This is a genomic window from Shewanella sp. LC6 (assembly GCF_006385735.2).
GTDB lineage: Bacteria > Pseudomonadota > Gammaproteobacteria > Enterobacterales > Shewanellaceae > Shewanella > Shewanella xiamenensis.
In genome coordinates, this window is record NZ_CP043903.1 from 219,589 (window position 1) to 245,937 (window position 26,349).

Annotated in this window: 18 protein-coding genes and 1 pseudogene; 12 read left to right on the forward strand and 7 right to left on the reverse strand. The window is 43.5% G+C overall.

Features of this window, described 5'->3' with window-relative positions; translation table 11 throughout:
• The first annotated feature begins 3 nt into the window (after window positions 1–3).
• Complete coding sequence (locus tag FJD32_RS23575; RefSeq protein WP_140906942.1) at window positions 4–2,088, forward strand: integrase; 2,085 nt, start codon at window positions 4–6, stop codon at window positions 2,086–2,088.
• A complete protein-coding gene (locus tag FJD32_RS23580) occupies window positions 2,081–2,509 on the forward strand; it encodes a hypothetical protein (RefSeq protein ID WP_140906943.1) in 429 nt (142 codons plus the stop codon). Before FJD32_RS23575 ends, FJD32_RS23580 begins: the two co-directional genes overlap by 8 nt.
• Window positions 2,510–2,635: 126 nt before the next feature.
• On the opposite strand, the pseudogene FJD32_RS23585 reads toward FJD32_RS23580, so the two are convergent.
• Window positions 2,636–3,359 (reverse strand): annotated as a pseudogene (locus FJD32_RS23585) (helicase-related protein); the annotation flags it as partial.
• A 203-nt stretch (window positions 3,360–3,562) separates the two neighbouring features.
• Here FJD32_RS23585 and FJD32_RS25325 point away from each other — a divergent pair.
• The 6 genes from FJD32_RS25325 to FJD32_RS23605 all read left to right on the forward strand — a co-directional run bounded on the left by FJD32_RS25325 (window position 3,563) and on the right by FJD32_RS23605 (window position 14,636).
• Entirely contained in the window at window positions 3,563–5,671 is a 2,109-nt protein-coding gene (locus tag FJD32_RS25325; protein WP_140906944.1) for a SpvB/TcaC N-terminal domain-containing protein, read from the forward strand.
• A 23-nt stretch (window positions 5,672–5,694) separates the two neighbouring features.
• On the forward strand, window positions 5,695–10,932 hold the full coding sequence (locus FJD32_RS23590; protein WP_345890732.1) for an RHS repeat-associated core domain-containing protein: 5,238 nt from the start codon (window positions 5,695–5,697) through the stop codon (window positions 10,930–10,932).
• 623 nt (window positions 10,933–11,555) lie between these two features.
• Window positions 11,556–11,819 carry a hypothetical protein gene (locus FJD32_RS25195; RefSeq protein WP_240200038.1) on the forward strand — a complete coding sequence of 88 codons (264 nt, stop codon included), beginning with the start codon at window positions 11,556–11,558 and terminating at the stop codon, window positions 11,817–11,819.
• The gene (locus FJD32_RS23595; protein WP_240200039.1) at window positions 11,771–13,645 is read left to right on the forward strand and encodes an RHS repeat-associated core domain-containing protein; all 1,875 of its coding nucleotides are present in this window, start codon (window positions 11,771–11,773) and stop codon (window positions 13,643–13,645) included. The genes FJD32_RS25195 and FJD32_RS23595 overlap by 49 nt, the downstream gene beginning before the upstream one ends.
• A 4-nt stretch (window positions 13,646–13,649) precedes the next feature.
• Window positions 13,650–13,916 (forward strand): hypothetical protein, encoded by a 267-nt coding sequence (locus FJD32_RS23600; RefSeq protein WP_140906946.1) that lies wholly within the window; start codon window positions 13,650–13,652, stop codon window positions 13,914–13,916.
• 360 nt (window positions 13,917–14,276) lie between these two features.
• Window positions 14,277–14,636 carry a hypothetical protein gene (locus FJD32_RS23605; protein ID WP_140906947.1) on the forward strand — a complete coding sequence of 120 codons (360 nt, stop codon included), beginning with the start codon at window positions 14,277–14,279 and terminating at the stop codon, window positions 14,634–14,636.
• A 915-nt stretch (window positions 14,637–15,551) separates the two neighbouring features.
• On the opposite strand, the gene FJD32_RS23610 is transcribed toward FJD32_RS23605, so the two are convergent.
• The 6 genes from FJD32_RS23610 to FJD32_RS23635 all read right to left on the reverse strand — a co-directional run bounded on the left by FJD32_RS23610 (window position 15,552) and on the right by FJD32_RS23635 (window position 22,438).
• Window positions 15,552–16,925 carry an ATP-binding protein gene (locus FJD32_RS23610; RefSeq protein ID WP_140906948.1) on the reverse strand — a complete coding sequence of 458 codons (1,374 nt, stop codon included), beginning with the start codon at window positions 16,923–16,925 and terminating at the stop codon, window positions 15,552–15,554.
• 59 nt (window positions 16,926–16,984) lie between these two features.
• On the reverse strand, window positions 16,985–17,860 hold the full coding sequence (locus FJD32_RS23615) for a tetratricopeptide repeat protein (RefSeq protein ID WP_181317832.1): 876 nt from the start codon (window positions 17,858–17,860) through the stop codon (window positions 16,985–16,987).
• Window positions 17,861–17,889: 29 nt separating this feature from the next.
• A complete protein-coding gene (locus tag FJD32_RS23620) occupies window positions 17,890–20,976 on the reverse strand; it encodes a Tn3 family transposase (protein WP_205403063.1) in 3,087 nt (1,028 codons plus the stop codon).
• Between the two features lie 23 nt (window positions 20,977–20,999).
• On the reverse strand, window positions 21,000–21,311 hold the full coding sequence (locus FJD32_RS23625) for a type II toxin-antitoxin system RelE/ParE family toxin (RefSeq protein WP_140907296.1): 312 nt from the start codon (window positions 21,309–21,311) through the stop codon (window positions 21,000–21,002).
• On the reverse strand, window positions 21,311–21,571 hold the full coding sequence (locus FJD32_RS23630; RefSeq protein WP_011787805.1) for a type II toxin-antitoxin system Phd/YefM family antitoxin: 261 nt from the start codon (window positions 21,569–21,571) through the stop codon (window positions 21,311–21,313). Before FJD32_RS23630 ends, FJD32_RS23625 begins: the two co-directional genes overlap by 1 nt.
• A gap of 264 nt (window positions 21,572–21,835) precedes the next feature.
• The gene (locus FJD32_RS23635; protein WP_181159891.1) at window positions 21,836–22,438 is read right to left on the reverse strand and encodes a hypothetical protein; all 603 of its coding nucleotides are present in this window, start codon (window positions 22,436–22,438) and stop codon (window positions 21,836–21,838) included.
• Between the two features lie 552 nt (window positions 22,439–22,990).
• On the opposite strand from FJD32_RS23635, the gene FJD32_RS23640 reads away from it, so the two are divergent.
• The 4 genes from FJD32_RS23640 (at window position 22,991) to FJD32_RS23660 (ending at window position 26,080) form a co-directional block, all read left to right on the forward strand.
• Window positions 22,991–23,206 carry a hypothetical protein gene (locus FJD32_RS23640; RefSeq protein ID WP_140418345.1) on the forward strand — a complete coding sequence of 72 codons (216 nt, stop codon included), beginning with the start codon at window positions 22,991–22,993 and terminating at the stop codon, window positions 23,204–23,206.
• 586 nt (window positions 23,207–23,792) lie between these two features.
• A complete protein-coding gene (locus FJD32_RS23650) occupies window positions 23,793–23,987 on the forward strand; it encodes a hypothetical protein (protein ID WP_088212956.1) in 195 nt (64 codons plus the stop codon).
• A gap of 793 nt (window positions 23,988–24,780) precedes the next feature.
• Window positions 24,781–25,722, forward strand: a complete 942-nt coding sequence (gene trbB / locus FJD32_RS23655) for a P-type conjugative transfer ATPase TrbB (protein WP_240200040.1) — start codon at window positions 24,781–24,783, stop codon at window positions 25,720–25,722.
• Window positions 25,723–25,732: 10 nt separating this feature from the next.
• Entirely contained in the window at window positions 25,733–26,080 is a 348-nt protein-coding gene (locus tag FJD32_RS23660) for a TrbC/VirB2 family protein (protein ID WP_081990880.1), read from the forward strand.
• Window positions 26,081–26,349 lie beyond the last annotated feature (269 nt).

Sequence of the window (26,349 nt, forward strand, 5' to 3'; positions counted from 1 at the left end):
CAAATGAGAGTTTTATTAGAACTGCCCAATAACGTGCTTAATGAAAATTTAGATGGTTTTAAGCAAGTCACCTTATTATATAACGAACTTAATTTTAAGACATTAGGGGATATTCCTGTATCAAGGGAACATTCCGGTGCTACAAAGAGCGTCTTTGGTGATGACATATGGGATCTCTCAGCATACATTGATAGAAAAATAGCCAATAAATGCAGGCTAATATTCACAGAAATCTCATCAGAACACCTTGCTAATGAAATAAAATTGATATGCTTTTCATGGCTTTACACCCATGCAGGGAAAGTACGCATCACGCCACTAAAGCCATCAAGCATTATTGCTCTGCACAGTAAGTTAATGCAGATCTACAAGTATCTAGACAAGCGTAAAATTGAGAGCATATCGCAGCTGTCTCATCCAGTTCTGTTTTATGAGTTTTGCCATTTCTTAATGGAACAAAATTATAGCTTTGCAAATATAGAGCATATATTTAACACATTGAGAAAAGTTGAACGTTCAAAAAAACATCTTCCATTTTCTTTAGAAATACCGACAGAACAAAGTTCTGCCGATTTAGCAAGTGAGTTCAGTGATGTGGCTAAAAATAAAGTAAATCAGATGTACGCCATACCGACACCTATAATGGAAAAAATATACAATGAAGCGATAAATATAGTCGAAGAGTTATTTAATCACAAGGAGATTTTAAATGCATTAATTGTTGACATGAGGCAAAACTATGAAATTGGAAGGAAAGTTGTAAATAAGAAAATAGATTCTGGTGTATTGTTTTGGTTAAAAAAAGAATCAAACCAATATCGCGTTGAAGTTAACAAGCATAAACCACAACATTATTTCACCATTGTCAATTCATACTTTAAAAATACAACATTAGAAAAATATATTGTTTCAAACTCGATAAGATTTAAAGCTTGGTTATCAAAAATTTTAGTTGCTTGTTATATTGTGTGCGGGGCATTCACAGGGATGCGTAAGAGTGAACTATACAGTTTACACTCAGATAGCTTTAAAAAAAGATTATTCAATGGGAAAATCATTTACTCCCTACAATCTACTACTCATAAGATGGTTCAAGGTCGGGGAAAAGTTACCGAATGGGTGACCTCTCCTATGACAGAAAAGGCCATCGCTTTAGCAGAAGCGCTTACGCGCAATATGAGAGAGCAGCTGTTCTGTAGTGCAGACCCAATGAAAAACTACGAAGCAACCTGTCTATGGTTATCACAGTCACGTAAAAATGAACCACCCAAAATAATGAACGATAAACTTCTGAGTGCACATTTCATAACTATAGCAACTGATGCTGGTGCAATAGTTAATGAAGCTGATTTGCAGGAGTTCAAACTCATAAATCCCAACAGTAATCCTTACCTTGCAGATCAAAAGGTAACTGTAGGTAAAATTTGGCCATTAACATCACATCAATTTAGAAGGACGTTTGCTGTCTTTGTGAGGCGTCATAATCTATGCTCTGTCGTCGCAGTAAAAGACCAATTCAAACACTTAGATATTCCAACCTCCGACTGGTATGGAGAAGGCGGTTCAGCTGCTTCCCTACACAGTATTAATACAGACTCCGATCTTAAGCAACTAATCCGCACTGTGACTCAAGAAGTGATTACTGATAATTTGCATCGTTGGTATAACACCAACGAAAAATTATATGGGAAACGTGGTAAAGAAATTATGCGAGAAAGGAATCTTATCCCAAAAGATATGAAGACTTGGAGTGAGATTAATGAGCAAGTAAAAGCAGGTAGATTAACATTGGTTGGCACGCTTCACTCATATTGCTTAGCAGGATATGAATGCCGGATGGATAAAGTTGCTTCAACGGCTAGTTGCTTCAAGTGTGAGAATCAGCTAATTGATGAGGAAAAGGCTAATAATTGGTCTAAGAGACATAAATGGGCTGTTGAGCAAGTAATATACTTAGAATCAATTAATAAGTTAAGCTCATCGGCAGAAAGCCATTACATTACTCAAATCAGAGCAACCGAACGAGTAATGCATTATTTCGATATTCCATTTGAAAAATTTTTGTGCCACGGGGAAAATCATGAGTAAATCTGCCCTAACGCGAATAAAAATAGAAGAGGCTCTTTCAAGGATATTGCAAGGTAAGCCAACTGTTGTGTCTCCCACCCAAAAACTTTCCATAAAGGCCGTGGAAGAAGAAGCAGGGCTTGGAAGTGGCTCAATCTATTACTACAAAGATATTGTAAATAAAATCAAAGAAAACCACTTAAAATCAGATGGTAACACAAAAAAACCTAACTTATATGAAGAGAAAATTATAAACCTTAGAGAACGCCTAAATAAAGAAATAAAGCTCAAAGAAAAATACCGAATACAAGCTGAAGATCTAAAGCAACAACTATCTGCAATGGCAGGCCAACATAACCAGCTCGCGCTCACTATTCAGCAGTATCAGTATAAAATTATAGAACTACAGCACACATTGCCTTTTAAAAAAGACAATGAATAATTTTTGTACTTCAGTTGATTTATTAATTTTTAAAAAAGTACGCATAACCTTACTGTATACTATAAAAAAATCGAACCTATCCTTGGATTTTCGGCTTTAAAATGTAGTGGCGCACTAATTTTGACTTTAAAACGGTGAGTTAAAAGTTGAGACAACTTTTTCTCGAAAACCACCTAAGAGCTCGAATGATAGTGATGTTGAGGTGCCAAAATATTCCCCCGAGAGAATCTCTGCAGAATACAATTTTGTCTGTTTACCTACCAATATTGAGAATATTGCTGTTAGTAGTTGGCATCGTTTTCACTGTCATATCATGGGGTTCGGGTAACTCTTGTTTGAGCTTTATCTCAATTGGCTCGCTAAATATCACTGGGATATCAGATATTTCTTCTGCTATACGACTGGTAAATTCTACAAGTTTTGGTTCAGCAAAGGAGTATAGCCAAGCTTGCTGATTAAACGAATCATTAGTACGTAAAATACGACCTAAAACCTGTCTAAAATAAAGCTCAGTTTTTACTCGACTAAGGTGGCAGCAAACCTGCAGACGAGGAATGTCAGTCCCCTCACTTATCATGCCTACACTCACGATCCAGTTAGTTGTACTGTTTCTGAATTCATTTATCTTGGGTGAGGGATCGTCCTCTTTGTAGGTAACTATCTGAGCTGTTTCATTAAACTCTGTTTTGAGTGTGTTTAAGATATATGCTGCGTGTGATACAGATGATGCGACAATAAGTCCTGCAGCAGGATTGGAGTGTTTTATGGTTCTTAACTTGTTTGTTGCTAACGCTAAAATATGTCGAATTGCTTCATTATTTTCGATGATCGACTGATAAGGGATTGATGAGTATGTTGACTATCACTGCCTTGGTTTAGCGGTAATGCACATTAAAAAATAATCCGCTTATCCTCAATGAAAAAGACATGATTAACTTCGCGACTTTTTTAAAGTAAGTAACACCAAATAAAGTGTTTTCATTATGTTGCTAAAATGTATTTATTTTCGTATCTTAATTTGACAAAAAAAGGAACTTGAACTAAAGGAATGCTATGTTACCGCAGCGACGCAAATCAGTTTTTACCATTTTGATTGCTTTATTTGCAGCTATATTATCTCTGCCCGGTCAAGCAGCCCTCACACTCCCTGATATTGAAGTGGGTCCAGTTTCCCCTTTTCCACTTGAGGCACCTACCTTAACAGGGAGTCGATTTACATCAATTGTCGAATTACGCTGGAGTATTAATTGCTCTGTCACTGCCGTTAATATCCAAGAGTCCACTGATAATCAGTCTTGGACAACTGTCTATACGGGATTAGGTCAAGCGGATAGTGGTGCTGCTGCCTATGCTACGTTTGCTGTTGGGGGTGATGTTTGCAGTGGTGGTTGGTCTAGCAAACGATTATTGCAACTCTCCAACAAGACTCTCTCTGGTTATTACTACCGCATCAATGCTTGTATCGGTTCATCCTGTAGCGCCTATAATTTGCCTATTTCAGTGGGCACTCCTTCAACGCCTTCTACCCCCTCGGCTCCAGCCTCTATCTCTACTCCTGCAACCAATACTGCAGGCGCCTTTAGTGTTTCTTGGGCTGGCGCCAGTGGCGCTACGCGTTATGAGTTACAGCAACGCATTAATGGTGGCGCATGGGTTGCGAAATATTCTGGAACGGCCACCAGTTATGCATTGTCGGGGCTTGCTTCGGGTACTTATCAATATCAGGTTCGCGCTTGCGCTACAGCGTGCAGTGCTTGGATGTTATCGAGTAATACGCAAGTGGCTTTATCTGTTACTGGCAGTGATTGGAAAAACCTATCCCCAGTAACGGTTGCTGATGCGGGCGGCAGTGAGCGCGCGCCTTCTGAGGCCATTGATTTTCGAGCGTCTGCGGTTAATGGACAGGCGAGTGTCTCCGGTGGCGCTGCTGTTTTTTCTGTGCCTATCGACATTCCACCGGGGCGCAATGGCATGCAACCAGCGGTGAGTCTTGATTATTCATCACGCTCAGGACAGGGTATCGCGGGAGTGGGCTGGTCAGTGACGGCGGGCTCTGCGCTGCACCGTTGTGATACCACGGTTGCCCAAGAGGGGCTGAGTCGTGCGGTTATTATGAGTGCCAGCGACCGTTTGTGTCTCGACGGGCAAAAGTTAATGGCTGTCAGTGGCCAATATGGCACATCCGGCGCGCAATATCGTACCGAGTTAGAACAATTTGTCAGAGTCACCCAATACGGCGCGTTAACCAGTGCGACCACCTACTTTGTCGTCGAGCGTAAAGACAATATCGTGGCAACTTATGGCGGGACAACCGACAGTCGGCATATTGCCCTAGGGCACACGTTACCCATGACGTGGGCCATCAACAAACAACAAGACCGTGCGGGCAACACCATGACCTATGCCTATCTCAATGCAGGCAGTGGTGAGTATGCGCTCAGCGCGATTGATTACACCGGGCACCAGTCAAGTGTCGGCAATCGCAAAGTGGCATTTCAGTATGAAACGCGGCCAGACCAAGCTCGCCATTATCTTGCCGGTGGACTTATCCGCTCCACCTTACGCCTTAAGGCGATTGAATCACAGTTGGATAGTGTCACACTCCGCCGATATGAATTGGCATATGACACGAGTTCGCACACTCAACGCTCGTTGCTGCAATCAATAAAAGAGTGTTACCAAGGTCAGTGTAAAGCCGCAACGGATTTACGGAGCTACGCCCCGCTGTTAGCGTGGGATAGCCGGGATTCCAGCAGTAGTGCCCATCGCGTTATCAATCCTGTCGCGGGTAATGGTCGCCACGACCAGACGCGTCAGATGGATTTAAACGGTGATGGTATTCAAGAGCTCGTTCACCTGAGTGCGCAATACGATGGGACAGATAAATTAATCAGCTATTTGGTGAAGATTTACCAACGACAAGCCAGTGGCGATTACACGCTTGCCTATGACGCCTCGGCACAATCAAGCGATATTGCTAACGGTATCTTTTATTACCCGCAAGGGGACCTGAATGGTGATGGCATTAGTGATTTTTTCATCGTCAATCGCACAAGTGGACAAGTAAGCCTGTTCCAATTTAACCAGGACTTAGTCCCACAACCCTCATTCCCACGAATGTCATCCTGCCGAGCGACTTTTGGACTAACCCCTCTGGCGTAGGGGCCACGCTACAGATTTTAGATTTGAATGGCGATGGTCATCAAGATTTTGCCTATATCGGGGCTGACCACAAGGTTTATTACTACCAACACCAAGGCGGAGTGACACCGAGTTTTTCAGGCCCTCACTTACTCACAACGCGCAGCAAGACAACCTATGATGGCAAGAGCTATCTTGAGCAGATACGCTATATGGATATGGACGGTGATGGTGTGATGGATGTGGTCAAGACCTTGCGTCTTGCTAACGCATCCGAGCAAATCAGTGTCCAGTTTGGCAGTATTTCATCCAGCGGCTTGTTAACCCTTGGGACCGCGGTATCCAGTGCAACGCTAGGACTACCCACCAATCATGTTAACAATGAGTATGTGTTTGCTGATATCAATGGTGATGGTTTATCTGATTATATTCGCGCACTACAAGTGGGCAGCAGCTTCAGTTGGCAGGTACGGGAAAATCGCGGTAATCGCACCTTTTCTCCAGAACGCAGCTTAGGAACAGGGACGGGTATTCATGCCTACCAAGCCTACCAAAATGGCACCACACGAATACAATCACGCTGGGGCGGGCTGCGCGTTGCCGATATTGACAGTGACGGCGTGGACGAACTGCTGGTTGCCACGCACAGTCAAGACAATGTGTGCGTGAGCTTTTCAGGTAATCCTAGCAATAGTGGCTCGCAAGAGCCCTATGATGTCACGGTTTGCAACGATGATTTGCACCGCGGTGAAGTCAACTTGAGTAGCCATCCATGGCTTGAAATTGACATTGACTGGTCTCGCTATGACGCTCGGCGCTTTCATTGGACAGTACTCGATTTTAAAGACAGTAGTGTAGGAGCCACTATCGGTCGCGAAATACCCAATGTGGTTTATGCGCCCATTCAGTCGTTATTTATTCGAAACGGTGACCGTTCACTCGGCTTGATGATTAACGATATTGATAACAATGGCTTTGCTGATTTCAGTTATCAAATGATGACCAGCTACAACCAAACTGCAGGTAAAGGCCAGTACATCAATGTCGCTGGCCAACCTTACTATTATGCGAATTTGTCAATGTACTTTGCGAGCGGTTCGCCAGCCTATGTCGGTGGGTATTTTGAGCAATACAATCAGGCGGGCGAAGGGACTGACCACGGCAAGTTAGTTGATACTGTGTATGAAGTCCAAGATGGTCTCGGTAAAACCTATCAGTGGGATTACGCCCCCTTGTCGCGGGTGCTCACGGGGCGCATTGAGAGTACGCCGTTTTATCAAGTCCCCTCAGAGCGGTATATTGATAACGACCCAAGCAGAACACATTTTTACTTTACGTCATCGATGTATGTGGTGAGTGACAGCTTTAGTGATAACGGGCGCGGAGGCACGCAGCAGACGCAGTACCACTATAGAGAGGCTATCTATAATCGCGCTGGTAGAGGCTTTCAAGGGTTTCGAACCATCATTGCCGATGATGTTGACCGCGGACTGCGCAGCATTCACGAATACCATCAATTATTTCCGTTAACCGGAAAACTGCAAGAGTCTCGAGTGTGCCTCAGTAGTGAATCGGAAGATGCTTGTAAGCTGACCCCGTTGGTCCGCGAGCAGATTGACTATGATACCTTAGTCACCACTCCCGCAGGGACGCAGTGGGTTTACCCGGTGTCTGCGGTGAAGCAGCAGTGGGATTTACAGGGGCCCCCCTTGTCCAGGGCAGAAACCCAAGTCAATCCTAGTGATGTGGACGCATCGGGCAACATTAAAAAGCAAACTCAAAAAGTGACTGATTACATAAAGGGTCAGGCGAATACCTATACCAGTGTGACAGAAACTGGTTTTGTGCCCGATGTTAATAATTGGTGGCTGAATAAGTTCAACTGGACACGCACGACCCACAATACCGCGCAGCGCAACTGGGGAGATGACCCGGTAGGCGCGACGGATAAGGCGCAGTGGCAATTGCAAACGGTCAATACGTGGGATAGTGCGCATCGCCTCCCCATCAAGATGACCTATACCGCCAGTAACAGCAGTTGCAATCGCATCGAAGAAACCGGATTAAACAGTTACGGTCTGCCACTATGGACTAAAACCACAGGGCAAAGCAGTACGTGTAGTGCCTTGGCGGCAAGGCAATCGAGCTTTACCTACACCAAAGACGGCACAACCCAAGCTGATGATGGCTACCTGCCTTACAACGTCACCAATGCCAAAGGTCATATCACCACTACCGAATACGATGTGGGGTTAGGGCTCCCCACCAAAGTGATAGCGCCTAATAATATCGTCACCCAAACCCAGTACGATGGTATCGGTCGGCCGGTGCTAGTGCAGCAGACGGGCAGCCCCACCCGCTATCTGCGCTATTTACTCGCCAATGAGGGCAATAATCCGCCTCAGGGCAATGACAACATCCCCGTGATGATGACCCGCACCAGCGGCGCAGGTATCCCTGAAACGGAGCAGTATTTTGACGGCCAAGGTCGCTTACTGCGCACCGCAACCCAAGGCTTTGATGGGGGCTATCAATATCAAGATAAACATTATGATGCACTTGGACGCTTAACCCGAGAATCGACGCCCTATGGCAATGGCACCGCGGCAGACTATACCGAGTTCAGTGATTTTGATGCGCTCGATAGACCCGGCCGACGCACAATTCCTAATGGGCGCTCCGGAGGGCTAGAGTCCCTATACACCTATAACGGGTTAACCACGGATATCAATGTCGAAGGACGCTTGATGTCACGTACCTATGGCAGTCAAGGCTGGCTGTATGAAACGGTGGATGCCGGCACTTCAAGTCAGGAGCCTGGCACTAACCGTTTTGCCTACGATAGCGCCGGCAGACCGTTAGTTATCCGCGATGCCAACAATCATGATATCACGGCAACTTACAACGGCTTTGGTCATAAAACTCAAGTCATTGACCCTAATCAAGGCACTACCAATTTTGGTTACAACAGCCTAGGCGAGCTGGATAAGCAAACCGACGCCAATGGCGTGCTGCAAACCACTGTGCTCGATGTGTTAGGGCGTGTCACCAGTAAAACCACCACGGGCGGCAGTGCACCAGGGACAGCGACCTTTGTGTGGGACACCCTCAAACAAGGCTTGCTGACGTCCGAGACCGAAAATGGCGTCGCTCGCACTTATGCCTATACGCCCGCGCTGCAACTGGCACAAACCACGGTCACAGTCGACAGCACCAGTCGCACAGTTAAGCATCAGTACGATGGCTTCTATGGCAGACCAAAAGCCTTGGAGTATCCGAACGGCTTAACCCTCAAATATGCCTATAACGATTATGGCTATCTCGAGCAGACCAGCAATGCTGCTTCAGGTTATGTATATCGTCACATCACAGCCATGGATGAAGCGGGCCATATCACGGGCGCTGACCTTGCTAACCGGGTGATGTCGGAATCACGCAGTTATTACAGCGAAGGCACCATGGCGAGTGTTGAGGTGGATGGCCCGCTGGGGCGTATTCATGCGCACTACTATGATGGCTATGATGATTTTATGAACCTCATCAGTGAGCGTGATGGGGTGACAGGCCTAACTAAGAGTTACCGTTATGACACGCTTAATCGTCTAACGGAGTATCAGTTTAGCAATACCAACCCGACCTTTAGCGCCACGGTTAACTATGCCTACGATAAGGTGGGTAACTTCCTTAACAAGACCGACTACAGCGCAAATAGCACCACGGCCTACCGCTATGGCGGCAGCGCCTGTGGCTACAAGCCAAACGCCGTGTGTCAGCTAACTAAACTCAATGGCACCACGGTGAGTTTTCAATACGATAATCGCGGTAATTTACGTGTGGGTGATGGTCTCACCATGACCTACAACGCCATGGATAAGCCACTGAGCGTCTCAGGCCGAGGTGCCACCACCAGTTTTATCTATGGCAGCGACGGTATGCGCGCCAAGCAGAGCCGTACAGTCGGTAGCACAACCACGACCACCTATTATGTCGATAAGTACTATGAAGCCGACAGTGATGGTAGCTGGCGTGCATTCTTGTCGGATGCAACAGGTGATGATATCGCGGTACTGAGTTACACCCCAACACGCAGCCATTTACTGCAATTTACCCTCAAGGATAGATTAGGCAGTGCCACCACCCTAGCCGACCAACATGGCAATATCGTCAGCCAGCGCTATTTTGACCCCTTTGGCCGTACCACCGACCTAGGTATAAACCATCAGCTGGATATCCAGAATAAAAACACGGTACTCTCACAGCTACAGGATTTAGCGGTCACCAATAAGAACCGCCGCGGTTTTACCGACCACGAGCATCTGAATGAACAACAGTTAATTCATATGAACGGTCGAGTGTACGATTACAACCTCGGTCGGTTTATGAGTGTTGACCCGTTTATACAGAGTCCGACCTCGACCCAGAGTGTCAATCCCTACAGCTACATCATGAACAACCCGCTGGCGGGTATAGACCCAACGGGATACTATGCCGAGTGCCCTGATAGAAACGAAGGATGTCCTAAGCCGGAAGAGGAAAAGCCTGAGAAAAAGAGGCGAATGGACGGCAGTGGTCGGGGCTCAGGCTGGACGGTTATTTACGATAGAAGCGGTAATGGTTCAAGTCGGCAATCGAGCTCGGCAACAGGTACACAGAAAACCGAGGCAATAGGCTCTCCGAAGCAGAATGCGGGTAAGAGTGGGAGTAAAACCAATCAAGTTGGAACGCCTTTAGCTAACTCTAGTGATAGAGAGGTTGCGGAGTTTAATGGGACTGAAATGGCTTGCGTAGGAGGTGGTACAGCATGTACTCAAGGAAGTCGATCTGTGAATATCTCATTAGGTTATACAGATACACCCGTTGGCATGGGGACTAATCATGCATTAGTTATAGTTACAGACCCACTAACTGGTGAGCAGTATGCTACACGTGCAGGGCCTAGCTTAGGAAAAACTGATGAAGGTGGGTCAGGTATTGGATTGGGAACCATAAGGGCAGAATCGGGTGTATATGATAAAACATTTCGTGACAGTCCTGACAAGGTTCATACAACACAGTATGTAGGCAAATTAACAATTAGTTTCGCTGAAGCTGCGTCTCGTATGCATGAATTTGCCAATGTGACAAATGCTAACTTAATTCCATACAAGCCAAGTTTTAATAGTAATTCTTATGCCTTTACGTTTGTAGAGAGTCTCGGGTTTAAACGACCTACACCTCAGGTGTGGTCGCCCGGCTGGGAATCGGGTCGTCTGGACACGAAAAATTTATCCTATTTGAAGTGACTATGAGGGATTATGGTATGAATAATATAAGACACCACCTGCTTGGCTGCATCATCATTGTTTGCCTACTTCTAACATCTTGCAAAGGAGATGCCCCTGTGACTACAGAACAGGTTGAAGAATTAATAAAACAGCACCTTACGATGGGTGACCCTAGCGCAAAGATAGAGTCGTTCCTAAATAGTAACGATATAATTTTTACTTATGACAAGTATGTTAGTCGATATCAGTGCATAGTGAGAGATACTTCAAAAGATAAGCAGGTAGATTCGGCGATAATTATATATTTGTATGTAGACGAGGATAAGAACTTTACCAAGTCAGAGGTTATTGAATCTTTTATCTTTCCCTAGTCCACTAATATTCAGAAATACAGGCAGATCTCTTTTGGCTTAAACCTACTGCGCATGCCACAGAATACAGCTCCCTTTGGAGTTGCCGCAGGGCTAATAGGCAAATTGCGTGAATATCGCCATGGAGGGCAAGCTAGCTTTCCCAGGTACAGGGACGCATCCTTCGGAAGCGATAGCAAATTTACCTATGAGCACAAGGGGCTTTCAACTCGGTTAGGGGCGCCGAGGGATTTCAAAAAAAAGCGGCTAGATATAACCATCGAAATGAAAGTGTTCTTTAACAATTTAAAAACCACAGTGACCGTCGATGGCGCCAGTCGCACGCTCAAACATCAGTACGATGGTTTCTATGGTCACCCTAATGCGCTGGAATACCCCAATGGCTCAACCCTCCCCCTGTATCAAGATAGTCCTATAACGATTACGGCTATCTCGAGCAGACCAGCAATGCTGCTTCAGGTTATGTATATCGTCACATCACAGCCATGGATGAAGCGGGCCATATCACGGGCGCTGACCTTGCTAACCGGGTGATGTCGGAATCTCGCCGCTATTACAGTGAAGGCACCATGGCAAGTGTCGAAGTGGATGGGCCGCTTGGGCGTATTCATGCGCACTACTATGATGGCTATGATGATTTTATGAACCTCATCAGTGAGCGTGATGGGGTGACAGGCCTAACTAAGAGTTACCGTTATGACACGCTTAATCGTCTAACGGAGTATCAGTTTAGCAATACCAACCCGACCTTTAGCGCCACGGTTAACTATGCCTACGATAAGGTGGGTAACTTCCTTAACAAGACCGACTACAGCGCAAATAGCACCACGGCCTACCGCTATGGCGGCAGCGCCTGTGGCTACAAGCCAAACGCCGTGTGTCAGCTAACTAAACTCAATGGCACCACGGTGAGTTTTCAATACGATAATCGCGGTAATTTACGTGTGGGTGATGGCTTAACCATGACCTACAACGCCATGGATAAGCCACTGAGCGTCTCAGGCCGAGGTGCCACCACCAGCTTTGTCTATGGCAGCGATAATATGCGCGCCAAGCAAAGCCGTACAGTCGGTAGCACAACCACGACCACCTATTATGTTGATAAGTACTTTGAAGTTGACAGCGATGGTAGCTGGCGAGCCTATCTTGATGATGTTGCGGTACTCAGTTACATCTGGCTGCGTGGTCATTTATTGCAATTTACCCTCAAGGACAGATTAGGCAGTACCACCACCCTAGCAGACCAACATGGTAATATCGTTAGCCAGCGCTATTTTGACCCCTTTGGCCGCACCACCGACCTGGGTATAAACCATCAGCTGGATATCCAGAATAAAAACACGGTACTCTCACAGCTACAGGATTTAGCGGTCACCAATAAGAACCGCCGCGGTTTTACCGACCACGAGCATCTGAGTGAACAACAGTTAATTCATATGAACGGGCGGATTTACGACTATAACCTCGGTCGGTTTATGAGTGTGGACCCGTTTATACAGAGTCCGACCTCAACCCAGAGCGTCAATCCCTACAGCTACATCATGAACAACCCGCTCGCAGGGACTGACCCAACGGGATACTATGCCGAGTGCCCTGATAGAAACGAAGGATGTCCTAAGCAGGAAGAGGAAAAGCCTGAGAAAAAGAGGCGAATGGACGGCAGTGGTCGGGGCTCAGGCTGGACGGTTATTTACGATAGAAGCGGTAATGGTTCAAGTCGGCAATCGAGCTCGGCAACAGGTACACAGAAAACCGAGGCAATAGGCTCTCCGAAGCAGAATGCGGGGAAAGGAAACTTTCGCATTAATGAACATGCACTGCGTGAAATGATTGCTGATCCTGATACATATGGAGCGGGGCTGGCAAATGTTGCAGGATCTCTTCATGACGATGAACTAAGGGATATCCTCGGTAATAGTTATGGTAGCTTCAGGTCTGAATTGGAAAATGCTTTTAGTACTGGGTGGGATAAGGCAGCATTAGCCAAGTCAATAATGGCTCCCGGATTTATGGCTTCTCGTGGTATGGGCTTAATGCAAGCTCTTGGTGGTTATACAAGAAGTAGTATCATTCAACAACAGATACAGTCAGCACGAACCTATACTAGACCAAATGGTGCTACGTACCACGAGGTGTCACCAACACGATTGATTGTCTCGGAAAATCATATCGGCGATGTTTCTAAGGCACTTCAAAGCCATAATGGAACTCTTAATTTATTCAACAAGAATTTTTGGCAGCATGTTTTACCGCATCGTCATATATATGATGCAGCAAAGGCTCCAAGCCCTAAAGCAAACATGAGAAAAGCATTTGAGAAAGCTGGTGCTGAAAAAACAACAGTCTGGCCATGGGAGTAATGTTATGAAACTTAATGATTTATTTATTGCTGATGGAGTTATTGAGGGTTACTGTTTTGAAAATAACATCTTATTACTTGTGTTTAAAGATTTTAGGGGCTCTGCTTACAATTTGAAATTCAACGGTTGTACTAGCATTGAAGAAAATGGCAGTGTTGGCTTTAGTTTATGTAAAGCAAGTAGCAACAATAACGAATGGACTGTTTATGATGATGATGGTCAAGTTTTAGCTGTGATGTTTTCTTCGGTTGAAATTACTCCCAAAAGTTAAGTTGTATATCGATTGTACATTGTGGAATCTAGACTATTTTTGCCAGTCATTACTTTGCACTAAGGAGCTGGCAAAGTGTAGTGGCATAGTGAATTTGGCCACTATTTGGCCACTACAAAAGCAATCACACAACAAACATTACCTTTTATAATACACCGAATTTAGGCCATAAAACTCTGGAAAAACGTTTTCCAGAGTTTATTTTTATTGTGATTTCCTTAAAAATTTTTACTTTTCCGGAAAAACTCATAACATACTAAATTATATATATTTTTATCTTTTTCCAGAAAACCATCTAAAGAGTATAAGGGGCTATTAGTGATGCGTTTATCCACTTCGACAACTTAAGCGGAAACATTAATGAAAAAAACACTGTTTCTATTGATTTCAGCCACTTTTATGTATGGTTGCGACTCTGCTACAGAGTTAGGAAGTAGCCTATCAGAATATTATCAATTACCTAAACCTACGGTATGGGCGATACCCGATGGCCGTACTCTTAATCTAGGTGATAGGTCGGCGGTAATAGTTGGCACAGATCGTTGTAACAATGGATTTGGCTATTACTCATGTTGGATGTTTTCTCTTGAACCAGATGCCCAAACATTAGTCATCCTAGCGGATGGCACTAAAGAACTTTGGAAAACTGTTGATGCGGGTGATGGCCGTATCTATCTTGAACGCCCTAACGGTTTAAGAGTAAGTGATACCCCTAATTAATAGAACGGAAAATAAAGAGTAATTCGTATGGGATATATGAGGGTCCGCCGTGATCTGACTGATTTCGGCCAAATCAAAACTAACCATCTATTTTAATTGATTTTTTAATAAATTTAAGTTTGGTGAATACAGATGACCCAAAAACACAAACTCAACTCACTTTTGGGATAAAAAGCGTGTTAGGACGTCGGCTTTATGAGGTGGATTTCGGATAAAAATTTCTATGGGTTAACGCCAAATTTAGCGCGGAAAACTGCGCAGCGGGTTGACGTCACAACCAGCGCTTTTTGCTGGCGATAAAATTTGTTTGTTATATCACGAGAAAACTGCATCCATCTGCGTATTTCCACCAATTCCGGTCTCATCCAGCCACGCGTTTCGGTGTGATCCGGCCTACTTAATCTGACCTTCGTTTACCCTTCCTTTTTAACTGACTTCTTCTATTTCAACAACTGGCGAGAAGCGTCAATCAGTCTCTTACGAGCGTCACTTTCACCGCCAGTAGGTCGACCCACTTTTTTTTGTTCCAAAGGAACATTTTGAGCTGAATGTTCATCAGACATAGTTTTGGCTCTCATTACTTAATTAATCGTCTGATTAATATCCTAGAGAGTACCGATTAAAATGGCAGCGATTTAATTCCCTAAAAACATCGAAAGTGATGAATTTATCTGAAACGTTAGCCGCCTAACGACATCTGTCGGAGGACAATAAACTTTGTATCGGAGACGTGCCTTTTCAAACGATTCGTCGGCTATAAAAAGCTAAAGTTTGATCATTTCTTATGCGCGTTGCTACCAGAAACACTGTGGAAGTGACAATAAAAGTCTGAGCAATCTCTAGCAAGCTTTTGGGGTAGAAATGATCCGGTGAAACTTCTAAATTAGTAAATAATTGCTTAGATTTTTTCCTGCGTTATTTCGCTGAATATCTGTTCAAGATAAAAGCTAATCCTGGTTCAGCACGCTCTGCTTTCAATTCCCAACCATGCGCCTGTGCAATTTCCTTGCATATTGTTAAACCGAGTCCTGCTCCGTGATCACGCCGGTGTGGGCCGCGCCAGAATCGTTCAAAAATATGCTTTAACTGCTCGCCTGTGGCGCCAAGCCCAAAGTCACGGATAGTAATCTCTGCTGTATCCATATGAATAAGAACTTCCGTATGTTTGGGAGCATGCTGAATTGCGTTTTCCAGTAAATTCTTCAATAGAACAAACAGGGCTGAACGATCTGCTTCCCAACTAGAGTCCACTGATTGAGTTACGGCTAACTTTACCTCTGCTTGCTTAGCCATAGGCTGCAAGAAACTGCATACCTCTTCAACAACAGTCACGATATGGCACTCTGCTAAGATATAATTTTGCTCTTCACTTACTTCGGCAAGCATCAGCAATTGCTGCACGTGCCGGGTCATGTGCGCAACATCGTTAAGCAAGACATCGCGGTCTTCACTCGGCTCTTTCAGTTCAATTTGCGCCCTGATTAGCGCCAATGGTGTTTTGAGTTCATGGGCCGCAGTTGCCATAAACTCCTGTTGAATACGGTAGCCATTCTCCAGTCTGTCCAAAGCGTGATTAAAACTATCGACCAGCGGAGATATTTCTGTGGGTATCCCTTCTGTTGATAATCGCTCTTTCAGGGTTCGGGGCGAAATCGCCGTTGCTGAGTCCGACAACTCTCTTAGTGGTTTTAAGGTGTAACGTAGGGTTATCCAAGTGCATGCACCAAAAATAAACAACAGAACCACACTGAACAACACTATACCAATCATCATAAAGGGCACTGAGAAGGCATGATGGACGAATGCATAAAATCGTTCGCTAACCGTAATTTGTAAGTACCAAGTACGGCCATTGTTTATTACTGCCGCAGTTACATTGTGATAAGAAATGCCATTTACTTCGGCCAGATTGTGACCTTGCTCTGGCGGTTGTGTAAGGTTTTCAGATTGCCAGACATTTTCTACCGGCACCGACGAAATAACCGTCTGTCCGGCACTGTTTAACACCCGGTAGGCGACATCTTGCTGCATACTGGTGAATACCCAGTCCAACTCACCATGCCCGATAGACAAGCCAACCGGATTCCCTTCCGGGTTAAATTGCAGTGTTTGTCCTATCTTTTCCGCGACATCAGACACATCTAGTGTCGCCAGGGTGTTTTTGTGAAAAACAGACACCCAGAAAATCACCAGAATACTCAATGCAATAGACAGCACTACGCCGGTGACAAAGGCCAGAAGTACCTTTATACCCAGGCTATTGAACTTGTGCTTGTTATCGAAGGGCATAGCCCAAACTGGCTAAATTTGCCCAACGCGCCAAATATGTAAAGTTAGCTCGAAACGGGTTATCTCGAATTCGATAATTCCTCATACAGCTTGCTAGATAATTGCTGAGCCTCATTAAGCTGTTGAGTCGACAAGTTTTTAGCTGTTTCATCTCTATAATTAATAGACTCTACATCTCCTCCAGTTGCAGCAATAGAGAACCATGCATAGCCATTTTTAAAGTCCTGTTCGGTTCCTTGTCCAAGAACATAGAGAAATCCAAGTGCCTTTTGCGCTTCTAGATTTCCTTGTCTAGCTGATTTTAAATACCAAAAATGTGCTTTACTCCAATCTATTGGAACTCCATAGCCAAAGTTATAAGTATCGCCAACAATTTTTTCAGCGATATCACTTCCTTGCTCTGCTGCTTTTAGAAACCATGCTAAAGCACGTGTTTGATCTTTTTCCACACCAACAGCTGATGCATACATGGTTCCTATAGCTAACTGAGAGTAAATATTACCTTGCCCCGCGGCTTTTAAGTGCCATAAAAAAGATTTTGAAAAATCTCTCTCTATGCCATCACCAGCGGCATACATTCTGCCGACTATATTTTGTGCTTCTGGAAGTCCTTGTTGAGCGGCCTTTAAGTACCATTTAAAAGCCTGCCCTAAATTTTCAACTATTCCGTCGCCTGTTGCATATTTTGTTGCAACGATGATCTGAGCGTTCACATCACCTTTTTCAGCAGATATTAAATACCATTTAAATGCATTACTTAAATCTTGTTTTACCCCGTTACCCAATTCATAAGCTCGTCCAAGTATCAGTGAGGAAGTGGCATCCCCATTTTGTGCTGATTGGATGATATCTTTATTTAACTCGTTTCCAGTCAAAGCAAAAGAACTGCAACATAATACTAATAAAAATAGATAGTTGTGCTTTTCAAATTTCATAATCATTTCTGCTCTTCATATTAATTACTCTAAAAATCAACGCTTGGCGTCTCACTATCCGTCAAGGCTTGCTGCCAATATTCTGGTTCAGCATATCGAGCAACCAATGCTTCGATATCTATTTTTGAGGTTGATGGACTAAACTCAAAATTGCCATACATATTGATGTGCTGCCATGCAACGGGCGAAATACTGTGAAGCTGAGCTAGTGCGTTTTGATCTCCTACTGTTTGCTTCTGTTCATAGACACGAGATAGCAGCACTGTGTTGTAGTAAATGACCGCGTTGGTGATGAGCCGAGAGCATTCATTCCAAATTTGTTGCTCCTCTTCCGTTTTTACTCTGAATTTTCCACCGTTAACAAATGCAACAGCTCGCCTGAGACGATGATAGGCTTCACCACGATTTAATGCTTTTTGTACACATTGACGTAAGCCAACATCGTCGACAAAGTCGAGAATGTATAGCGTTCGGCATATATTTTCCAACTCCCATAATGCTTTCTTGGTCTGATTCTGACGCGAATAGCTCGAGAGTTTGCGAACAATCGTGGCTTGAGTAACATCTTTTTGAGCTAGCGATGCCATGATACGTTGAATATTGGGCCATTCACGTTCAATCAATTCATCGTTGGTTTTTCGGGCAGGCTTTATTAGCCAGTCACCACACTCATTGGGATGTTGTGAGCCGACTAACGTATCCATTTTCTTATGCAAATCACGATAACGAGGTGCAAAATGATATCCAAATGCATGCAAAATCCAAAAATTAACCTGATTGGTGCCATGGGTGTCAGTGGAATGCCGTTCTGGCTTTATATCAGAGGTATTGTTATGCAATAAATCGAAAACGTAATGGCTTTCATGTTCGTGAGTCCCAATAATCTTTGCATTTATAGGAACATGATTTGCGACCAACGTGTAGGCGCTGACACCTTTCTGTAAACCAAAATACTTAGGAGAATATCGAGCGTTAAGGGTGTTAATTTGCGTTTCCATCCGCTGGCCATCGCTACTTGAATGGAGCGAGTCCTGAATATCATAGAGATGAAATGCGGGTAGCTGGCTGGTTGCATTACTAATCGCATCATTAGCCGCTCGCAACGTCTCCAAGCGTAGATAATTTCTAGACGTCCCCGCCATTGATGCTGAGCTAAGGCCTGAAACCTCAGCCATTTTTGCTAACCCCATGTTTGTTCCCATCGCAACAATACAGGCGAAAATTTCACGGGGATCAGCTTCATGCTTTACATAACGATCTAATACATGGGTAAATGCATTTAAAAATCCAGTATTACCCGCAACAAACCACAGTAGATCCGCAATACCAATTCCTGGTAACTGGCTGTAAAAATCGCTATTAACGGATTCATCACTGCTCGGATAAAGCAGCTTCCAACGACGCTTTTCGGCAGCCCCAATTACTTTAATATGTTTGTTGACCCCATCAGAAATATGTTGGTTAATCGCACTATAACGTGCTGCTAGCATAGTATGAAATACAGCCAGAGTATCTTGGATAGGGGCCAATAAAATGGGTGCACCAATATCTTGCAATACTCGTTCTTTATCCTGCCATCTAAGATCGCTTATTAAGTCATCTTCAAAGCGGCGAAATTCATTACTATGTTTAACGTACACATCACCCGCTTCCAGTGAGTTGCGTAGTAGGCGATAGACCAAAAACTCATAGCGATCTACATCTAGCGTTTTAAATGTTTTACCCTCTTTACTAAACAAATATCGGCGTAAACCTTTAGGAATAATCTCAGTCGGAAATGCATTAGGATCAGTTTGCCTTGGTGATTTTTCTGTGCGTAACAAGTTTTGTAAAAAACCGATAGCTTCAAGCAAAGGAGAGTCTTCTACACGTCCGGCAAAATCCAGATCAGTAAAAAGTTGCCTTAAGTTACGTTTGAATGTGGCTGATAATTTTGTGTAATGTGACCATTCAAATGCCGTTTTGTCGAAAGCAATATTGCGTAAGTAATCAGCAACTAATGGGAATCTCTCTTGTTCAAGCAATGCATAGGCTCTTTCTTTAATAACGGAAAAAGGTGTGTCATCGGTGATGGTGTCATCCGTAAACAGGCTCAATACATGACCCGCGGCTTGTAAATTTTTCGCTGCATTGGTAACTGCATTATTCATTGCTTCTTCAGCGGCACGCTTGGCCTGTTTCTCATATTGATCGACCCAATGGAGCAATGCTTCAATTAAGTTGTCATTAATTTGCTGAAACCGATGAAAAGCAAAAAACAGCAGATATAACTGAGCAGTCTCTTTTTTCATGCGTTGAAGTTTATAAGTGGTATAAAACTTAACCATAGAAGCATAATACTTGCCGCTTTCATTGGAGATCCCCGCTGTTATGAGGAACTGCTTGGCAAACTCATGTAGAGGCTGGAAAAACTGCCGCCGTGCGACTTCATGTCGCAATTCTTTATAACTGAAATCTTTAGCTTCATGTTTTAATGCGCTGACGCGAAATACTCCTGACTCAGCCCGAAGCAAAGCCGCTAATTGCTGATCGATAAGTGAAGTCATGCAAGTGCTAAGTAATCGAGCAATACGGGTGCGTTCATAAGCCACCACTCTACCAATCATCTCTTGCATATACCGATAACTGGGCATGACAATACGGTGTAATGCTAAGTATTGGGTTAATTCACGAAAGATAAAGATAGGTTGTGTCGATAACATCGCAACGCGCTGTGCTTTATCTTCCAAATCAACTTTTACCTCATTATCACATTGTTTATACTGGAATAAATCAAGAATTGCTCGTTGCTGTTCAGCCCTAATCGGTCTTGAGGGACTTTTCAGTCTTGAAAGCGTTTTGGTGGGAAAGTACAGCGCGGCAATGTAATCCAAGTCATTTAGTACTGACGATTCTTGTTCATAACTGAAAAACTGCCGTTTGGCTTTGAAATAACCCAGTTGCAATACTAAATGGGCTGCCACAGAAAACGTTCGGGTATTGTCGAATAGCTCGCGCTCTTTAGCACTTAAGTCAAAATATAATCGACGATCATCATCTGAGAAATGAGGTAATCCAAACAGTTCATCTATTTCATCGGTTGACAAAATAGATAGCCGCCGAGCGTCATTTTTCATGGATAACCTCATATTTCACTACATCAGATTGTTTCCCGCTCCGCGAGATGTGCAAGTGGAACCATACTTTTATGTAAGATCCCAAATACAACGAATTGATGCTCATGTTGGATGTAATAGATGACATGACTTGAATAAGGGAAGCTAAACACATTCATGCGTACCTCGGGTCTATTTTTCCCAAGGGTGGGTGTTTCAGCCAGCAGCAGAATCGTTTGTCTAAGTCCTGATAAATATGTCTTCGACTGAGTCGTTCCCCATTGGGCTAACGTAAAGCGGTGAATACCTATCAGATCAGATTGTGCATCGGGCGTTAAATGATAAGTTACCGGCATTAGTCATACTGCCCTGCGGCCAGTTCATCAAAAAAGGTATTACCATCAACCAAATTGCCCATTTTGATGTCAGTTATGGCTTTCACCGCTTTGGATTGAAGCAAATGTAATTTTAGTGTCTCGATACTTTGGTATGCATCAGCTGAAATAACAACGGCCACAGGCTTGCCATTTTTATTAATTTGGATTGGAGCTTGTTGAGCTTTGAGCAACAAATCTCCAAAGTGAATTTTTGCTTCATTGGCTGAAAGAGTGTTCATTTATCACCTTTAAACGAATCGTTCGATTCGCTCAATTTACACCAGTTGGGCGATAAAAGTCAAAAATGCACCTTATCAAAATGTATACAATTTGATAGAGTAATTTATCACCTATCAAAACTACTATCATAAGTCGGTTATCAAAATCTCTAAAGAGATTATGGCAAATTTTTAATTTTTAGGTTTAAGGTGTATTTGATATTGAAAACAAGTTGTTACCTCGTGCATAAATCTAACTTTACACTTTTGGCGCGTTGGGCAAATTTAGCCTTGTACTAATCGATTAAAGTAGAAATACCATGTAGATTCAGGTATATAAACCCCGTGCCGCATTGCAACCTCTTTACGCAGCGCATCATGGGTTACATTCTTGCCACCTTGTCTTGTAGCAACGACAATATGACCGTTGTTAACATTGCAATTAACAACAAATGCAGAAAGCATATAACCTAAGATCACTTTTGACCGGTGTTGGGGGGCACCACGCCTTAAACCGTCACCACAATCTAGAAATTCCTCACGATAAGGTAACAACTTAGCTTGTGTGAGTAACGTTTGAATAAAGTCAGGTAAACGCTTGCCTTTAAATCCTGTGAAGCCTGCAATCTTGGCCTTAAAGCCCACTGCGGCGTGTTTTCTTTTCACAGTATCAGCAATGTGTTTAATTTCTGCATTTATCTTGTCACGCTCCGCTTTTCTGGCAGCCCTTAAGCGGGTTACTTCGTCATCAACAGAAAAGGCTTCACCGTCAGGAACGGTATCGAGAAACGATGCATCCATTTCATAGCAAGATAGCGGCGGCAGCAGCTCTTGATATTCATCGCTTGGTGATGAATAGAGGAAATCTGACTGGTTAGCGTTTTGCATCAGACACACCCGCAATGCTACAACTCAGCCCAATTGATCGAGAGATCGAGGACGAATTAAAGCAACGGTTTATGTGTCTGTAGATTAGGTGCTGCAAATGGCAGCCAAAAAAAATAAATGGCATTTTATAGGTTCCGAATGTTGTAGGTGTTTGGGTGACTAATCCAAACGATGGATCTAATGTAATGGAAACGATCGCAAAGATCAATGATCTTAATTTACTGAATTACGAGCACAAAAAAGCCGCCCCATTCGGATAAGGCGGCTTTCTTGTCGAATGCTTCACGCCAAGAGGTCAGTCTCAGCACACTCTAATTCTTGGTGTAAACGTACACCACATAACAAACGTTAATGTGGTGATAGCAAGCTATGTGCTGCACTCTCACCTCAAGAACTACCCTTAGTCTATCTAAGTCTTACTTGTTTTTCAAATTTTTTAGGTCAAAAAATCACTTAATGGTACGTCACAGAGGGAGGGGATTATATTAATTCCCTAGAAAAACATTTGAAGTTGTCTAATAAAAACTCTACCATTACAAAAAACGACAACTATTGCCGAAAATGAAACAGGTAAAACTAAAAACATTCATCAATGATGTAACCAACCTCAGTGTTGGTGATCTTTGCAGCAAACTAGAAATATCAGAGTCAACGCTTCGGCATAGATGGAGATCAAAAGATAAAAGAAAAGAAGTAATTCTGCTCATTGCAGGCTTAACAGCTGACAATGGGAAGTATGGAGAAGATTTAATCGAAAAATATTATTAACATTAGATACAACAACTTAACAAATAAAATAACGCTATGTTGAAGTGTTCCCGCACTTCAACATAGCTAACCATCACAGCCTAAGTAGAAGGATGTATGGCTATGCCACATACTAAAGATCTAATTACATATTTCAAGCAAACTCCCCCTAAAAGTGTCTTAGACATCTTAGAAAAATTGTTTCCCGAACTGTCTTTAAAAGAAACGGAGGCTTTATATTGGTTTGCTTGCGGAGTGCATACCACTGATGTTTCAACCCTAATGAATGCTAATAGCAACACAGTTAAGACATATATAAACCGTTGTAAAGTAAAACTAAATACTGAATCTTCAACTGATTTGCGATTGATTTTTCATAGCCGTTTCCACAGTTTTACGCTTGCGTCTGCTTTCAATTATCAATTCCCGTTACTCTCCTAGTTCCCCGAATTGGCACTAAGTCGCCCTGTAACCTTACAGGGTGACATACTTTTATATTTTTTTTACACAAAATACACCTGCAACATAAAAGGCTCATAAGGCACACATTTTTTTCAGTTTGTACCTTTGAGAGTGATTAAGAAAAGATAAATGAGGCGTGCAATAGATGCCTAAGCAGAACCACGCTCAGGAAGCCTCTGACGAGGGTTTTTCCTCAGTAAAAATAACAGTAACTCTTTCAAGTCGTAGTAATAGGAAAATCCAAGAATTACGTCTTGATGGTGGTGGAAAAGAGACAAAGGCGCAGATTGTAGAAAGAATTGTTAATTCTCACTTAGATAAGCTCCCGCTTAAATCCTAATAGGACGTGGGCTGACTACCCACTAAATCCTAAAAAATCATGCGCTCTGCGTAGGGATTTTTACACCCCGAATTTTAGTCACGCTCTTTAACAATTTGAGCCATAAAAGACCATCCATCCATTATTTGTCATACATGGTGGAAATGGTCACTCCCGGCGTCCAGTAGGGGAGTAACGGAAACTGCTGAAATAGACCTATGTGCCTCTGGTGGCGACCGAGCACAGGAACGCCCAGATAAGCGTTAAAACGCAGGAAACACCTGCGGCCTGTGAGGGAATCAATCCCGACTTGTGAGCATGACCCACAAACGCATATAGCCCCGCCTGTTATCGGCGGCACCAGCGGACGGCTGGTTTGGTAGATAACCACATCAATAATATCCCCTGTTAACAGGGGATATTATTAAGTGATTTTATCAATTGGGATGACAAACTAATTTATAAAGTCATTTGAAATAGGTTGGATAAACTTCTGATTAAGAGGACATTTTATGTAATTAGCAACTTCCATGTGGACGGGTTACGAATCACAACAGGCGTGAGTGAGTAACGGAAACTAACGAATCTTAACGATGACGTCTGCATAAGACAGCGGATTTCATAAGTTGCGCCTGGGCGAACATGGACAAAGGAAAGGGTTAGGGGTTGCGCCGTGTCTTACTAACGCCTTTCTTGCTTGCGCTAAGGGATATTTAAACGATGACTATGGAACACATTCTTTTCATTTTCGCAGCGGTAACACTCCTAAATATCTTGTCACTTGTTCAATTGAAATTACGTAAAAGGTGAATTAATGGACGCAATGGATTCCCGGCTTCAAAGCATCAAATCACACATGGGCATACCCTTATATAAAAAATTGCACGATCCTAACGTGATTGAAATCATGTTAAATCCAGACGGGCAATTATGGGTTGAAGAATTTGGCGAGCCCATGAGCGTATTTGGCTCAATGCAGCCCCACAGCGCCAGTTTGTTTATGAAAGCAATCGCGGGTTATCACAACACAACAATTAGTGATGAAAAACCTATTTTAGAATGTGAACTACCGCTCGATGGTTCACGGTTTGAGGGGATATTTCCCCCGGTGACAAAGAACCCCACTTTTACAATCCGCAAAAAAGCACTCAGGGTTTTCACCCTGAATAATTACATCGAAAGCCAAATATTGAGCGAGCATCAATTTAAGGCGCTTTTGGATGCGATTGAGTCACACAAAAATATATTAATTGTCGGCGGTACTGGTTCAGGTAAAACAACTTTCGCCAATGCCCTTATCGATGCAATGGTAAAAAATAATATCAATGAGCGCATTGTTATTATGGAGGACACCAACGAACTGCAATGCACTGCTCCAAATTCTGTAATCCTTCGCAGCAACGAACACACCAGTATTAACCGTCTACTGAGAGCAACATTGCGACTCAGACCTGACCGAATTTTAGTGGGTGAGGTTCGAGGCGGTGAGGCTCTTGAATTACTTAAGGGCTGGAACACTGGGCACCCGGGCGGGATTGCAACAATCCACGCCGACAGCGCAAGCCAAGGCTTGCAACGCTTAGAAGATCTTCTTTCAGAAGCCACCCCAAACGTAAACAAGGCAATGATAGCCAGCACTATCAATGTCGTTGTTTTTATCAAAAAAAACCCAACTGGCCGCAAAATCGAGGAGGTGATTCAGGTTACAGGGTATGACTCCAAATCCAACCAATATCTATATGAAAAACTTGCTTAAAGGATTAATGATGACTAACTATGCACCCACGCTTAGTTTTAACAAGCACCTTCCCTTCCTAATTGGTGTATCGATTGTATTACTAATGATGATGTTCCCCGATATGGCTCACGCATCCAGTAATACGGGTATGCCATGGGAAAGCCCACTCTCAAAAATCGTTTCATCCATTACTGGCCCGATTGCTTTCGGGATTTCAGTTATAGCCATTGCGGGGTCTGGCATCACTCTAATTTGGGGTGGTGAAATTACCAACCTGATTAAAACCTTATGTTACATAGCACTCGTTGTTTCAGTCATCGTGTTTGCAACAAACATTCTGTCCTCAGTGTTCGGTATATCTTCAACGCTAATTTAAGGGGTTAAAAATGGGGTCAAAACTAAATCGCACTCCAATATTCAATTTTAACCGAAGTAATTTAGTTTTGGGCGGAGAACGTAAGATCGTTTATGGGTTGCTTTTGGTAGTAATCATTTTCGTAGTAACCCTGCAAACATGGTTCACCTTTGTTATAGGGGTGTTTTTATGGATTGTGGGAATGCCTCTACTCCGAATGATGGGCAATGCAGATCCAGAAATGTCCCGTGTATTTAAAAGATTTACGACCTATCAACCTTACTACCCTC

What these genes read in the sequence shown, in the direction of transcription:
- FJD32_RS23635 (WP_181159891.1), bottom strand. Translation starts at nt 22,438, where the DNA reads ATGCAAAACGCTAACCAGTCAGATTTCCTCTATTCATCACCAAGCGAT.
- FJD32_RS23660 (WP_081990880.1), top strand. Translation starts at nt 25,733, where the DNA reads ATGACTAACTATGCACCCACGCTTAGTTTTAACAAGCACCTTCCCTTC.
- FJD32_RS23610 (WP_140906948.1), bottom strand. Translation starts at nt 16,925, where the DNA reads ATGCCCTTCGATAACAAGCACAAGTTCAATAGCCTGGGTATAAAGGTA.
- FJD32_RS25325 (WP_140906944.1), top strand. Translation starts at nt 3,563, where the DNA reads ATGTTACCGCAGCGACGCAAATCAGTTTTTACCATTTTGATTGCTTTA.
- trbB (WP_240200040.1), top strand. Translation starts at nt 24,781, where the DNA reads ATGGACGCAATGGATTCCCGGCTTCAAAGCATCAAATCACACATGGGC.
- FJD32_RS23595 (WP_240200039.1), top strand. Translation starts at nt 11,771, where the DNA reads ATGGATGAAGCGGGCCATATCACGGGCGCTGACCTTGCTAACCGGGTG.
- FJD32_RS23630 (WP_011787805.1), bottom strand. Translation starts at nt 21,571, where the DNA reads ATGAACACTCTTTCAGCCAATGAAGCAAAAATTCACTTTGGAGATTTG.
- FJD32_RS23580 (WP_140906943.1), top strand. Translation starts at nt 2,081, where the DNA reads ATGAGTAAATCTGCCCTAACGCGAATAAAAATAGAAGAGGCTCTTTCA.
- FJD32_RS23625 (WP_140907296.1), bottom strand. Translation starts at nt 21,311, where the DNA reads ATGCCGGTAACTTATCATTTAACGCCCGATGCACAATCTGATCTGATA.
- FJD32_RS23575 (WP_140906942.1), top strand. Translation starts at nt 4, where the DNA reads ATGAGAGTTTTATTAGAACTGCCCAATAACGTGCTTAATGAAAATTTA.
- FJD32_RS23605 (WP_140906947.1), top strand. Translation starts at nt 14,277, where the DNA reads ATGAAAAAAACACTGTTTCTATTGATTTCAGCCACTTTTATGTATGGT.
- FJD32_RS23615 (WP_181317832.1), bottom strand. Translation starts at nt 17,860, where the DNA reads ATGAAATTTGAAAAGCACAACTATCTATTTTTATTAGTATTATGTTGC.
- FJD32_RS23600 (WP_140906946.1), top strand. Translation starts at nt 13,650, where the DNA reads ATGAAACTTAATGATTTATTTATTGCTGATGGAGTTATTGAGGGTTAC.
- FJD32_RS23650 (WP_088212956.1), top strand. Translation starts at nt 23,793, where the DNA reads ATGCCTAAGCAGAACCACGCTCAGGAAGCCTCTGACGAGGGTTTTTCC.
- FJD32_RS23620 (WP_205403063.1), bottom strand. Translation starts at nt 20,976, where the DNA reads ATGAAAAATGACGCTCGGCGGCTATCTATTTTGTCAACCGATGAAATA.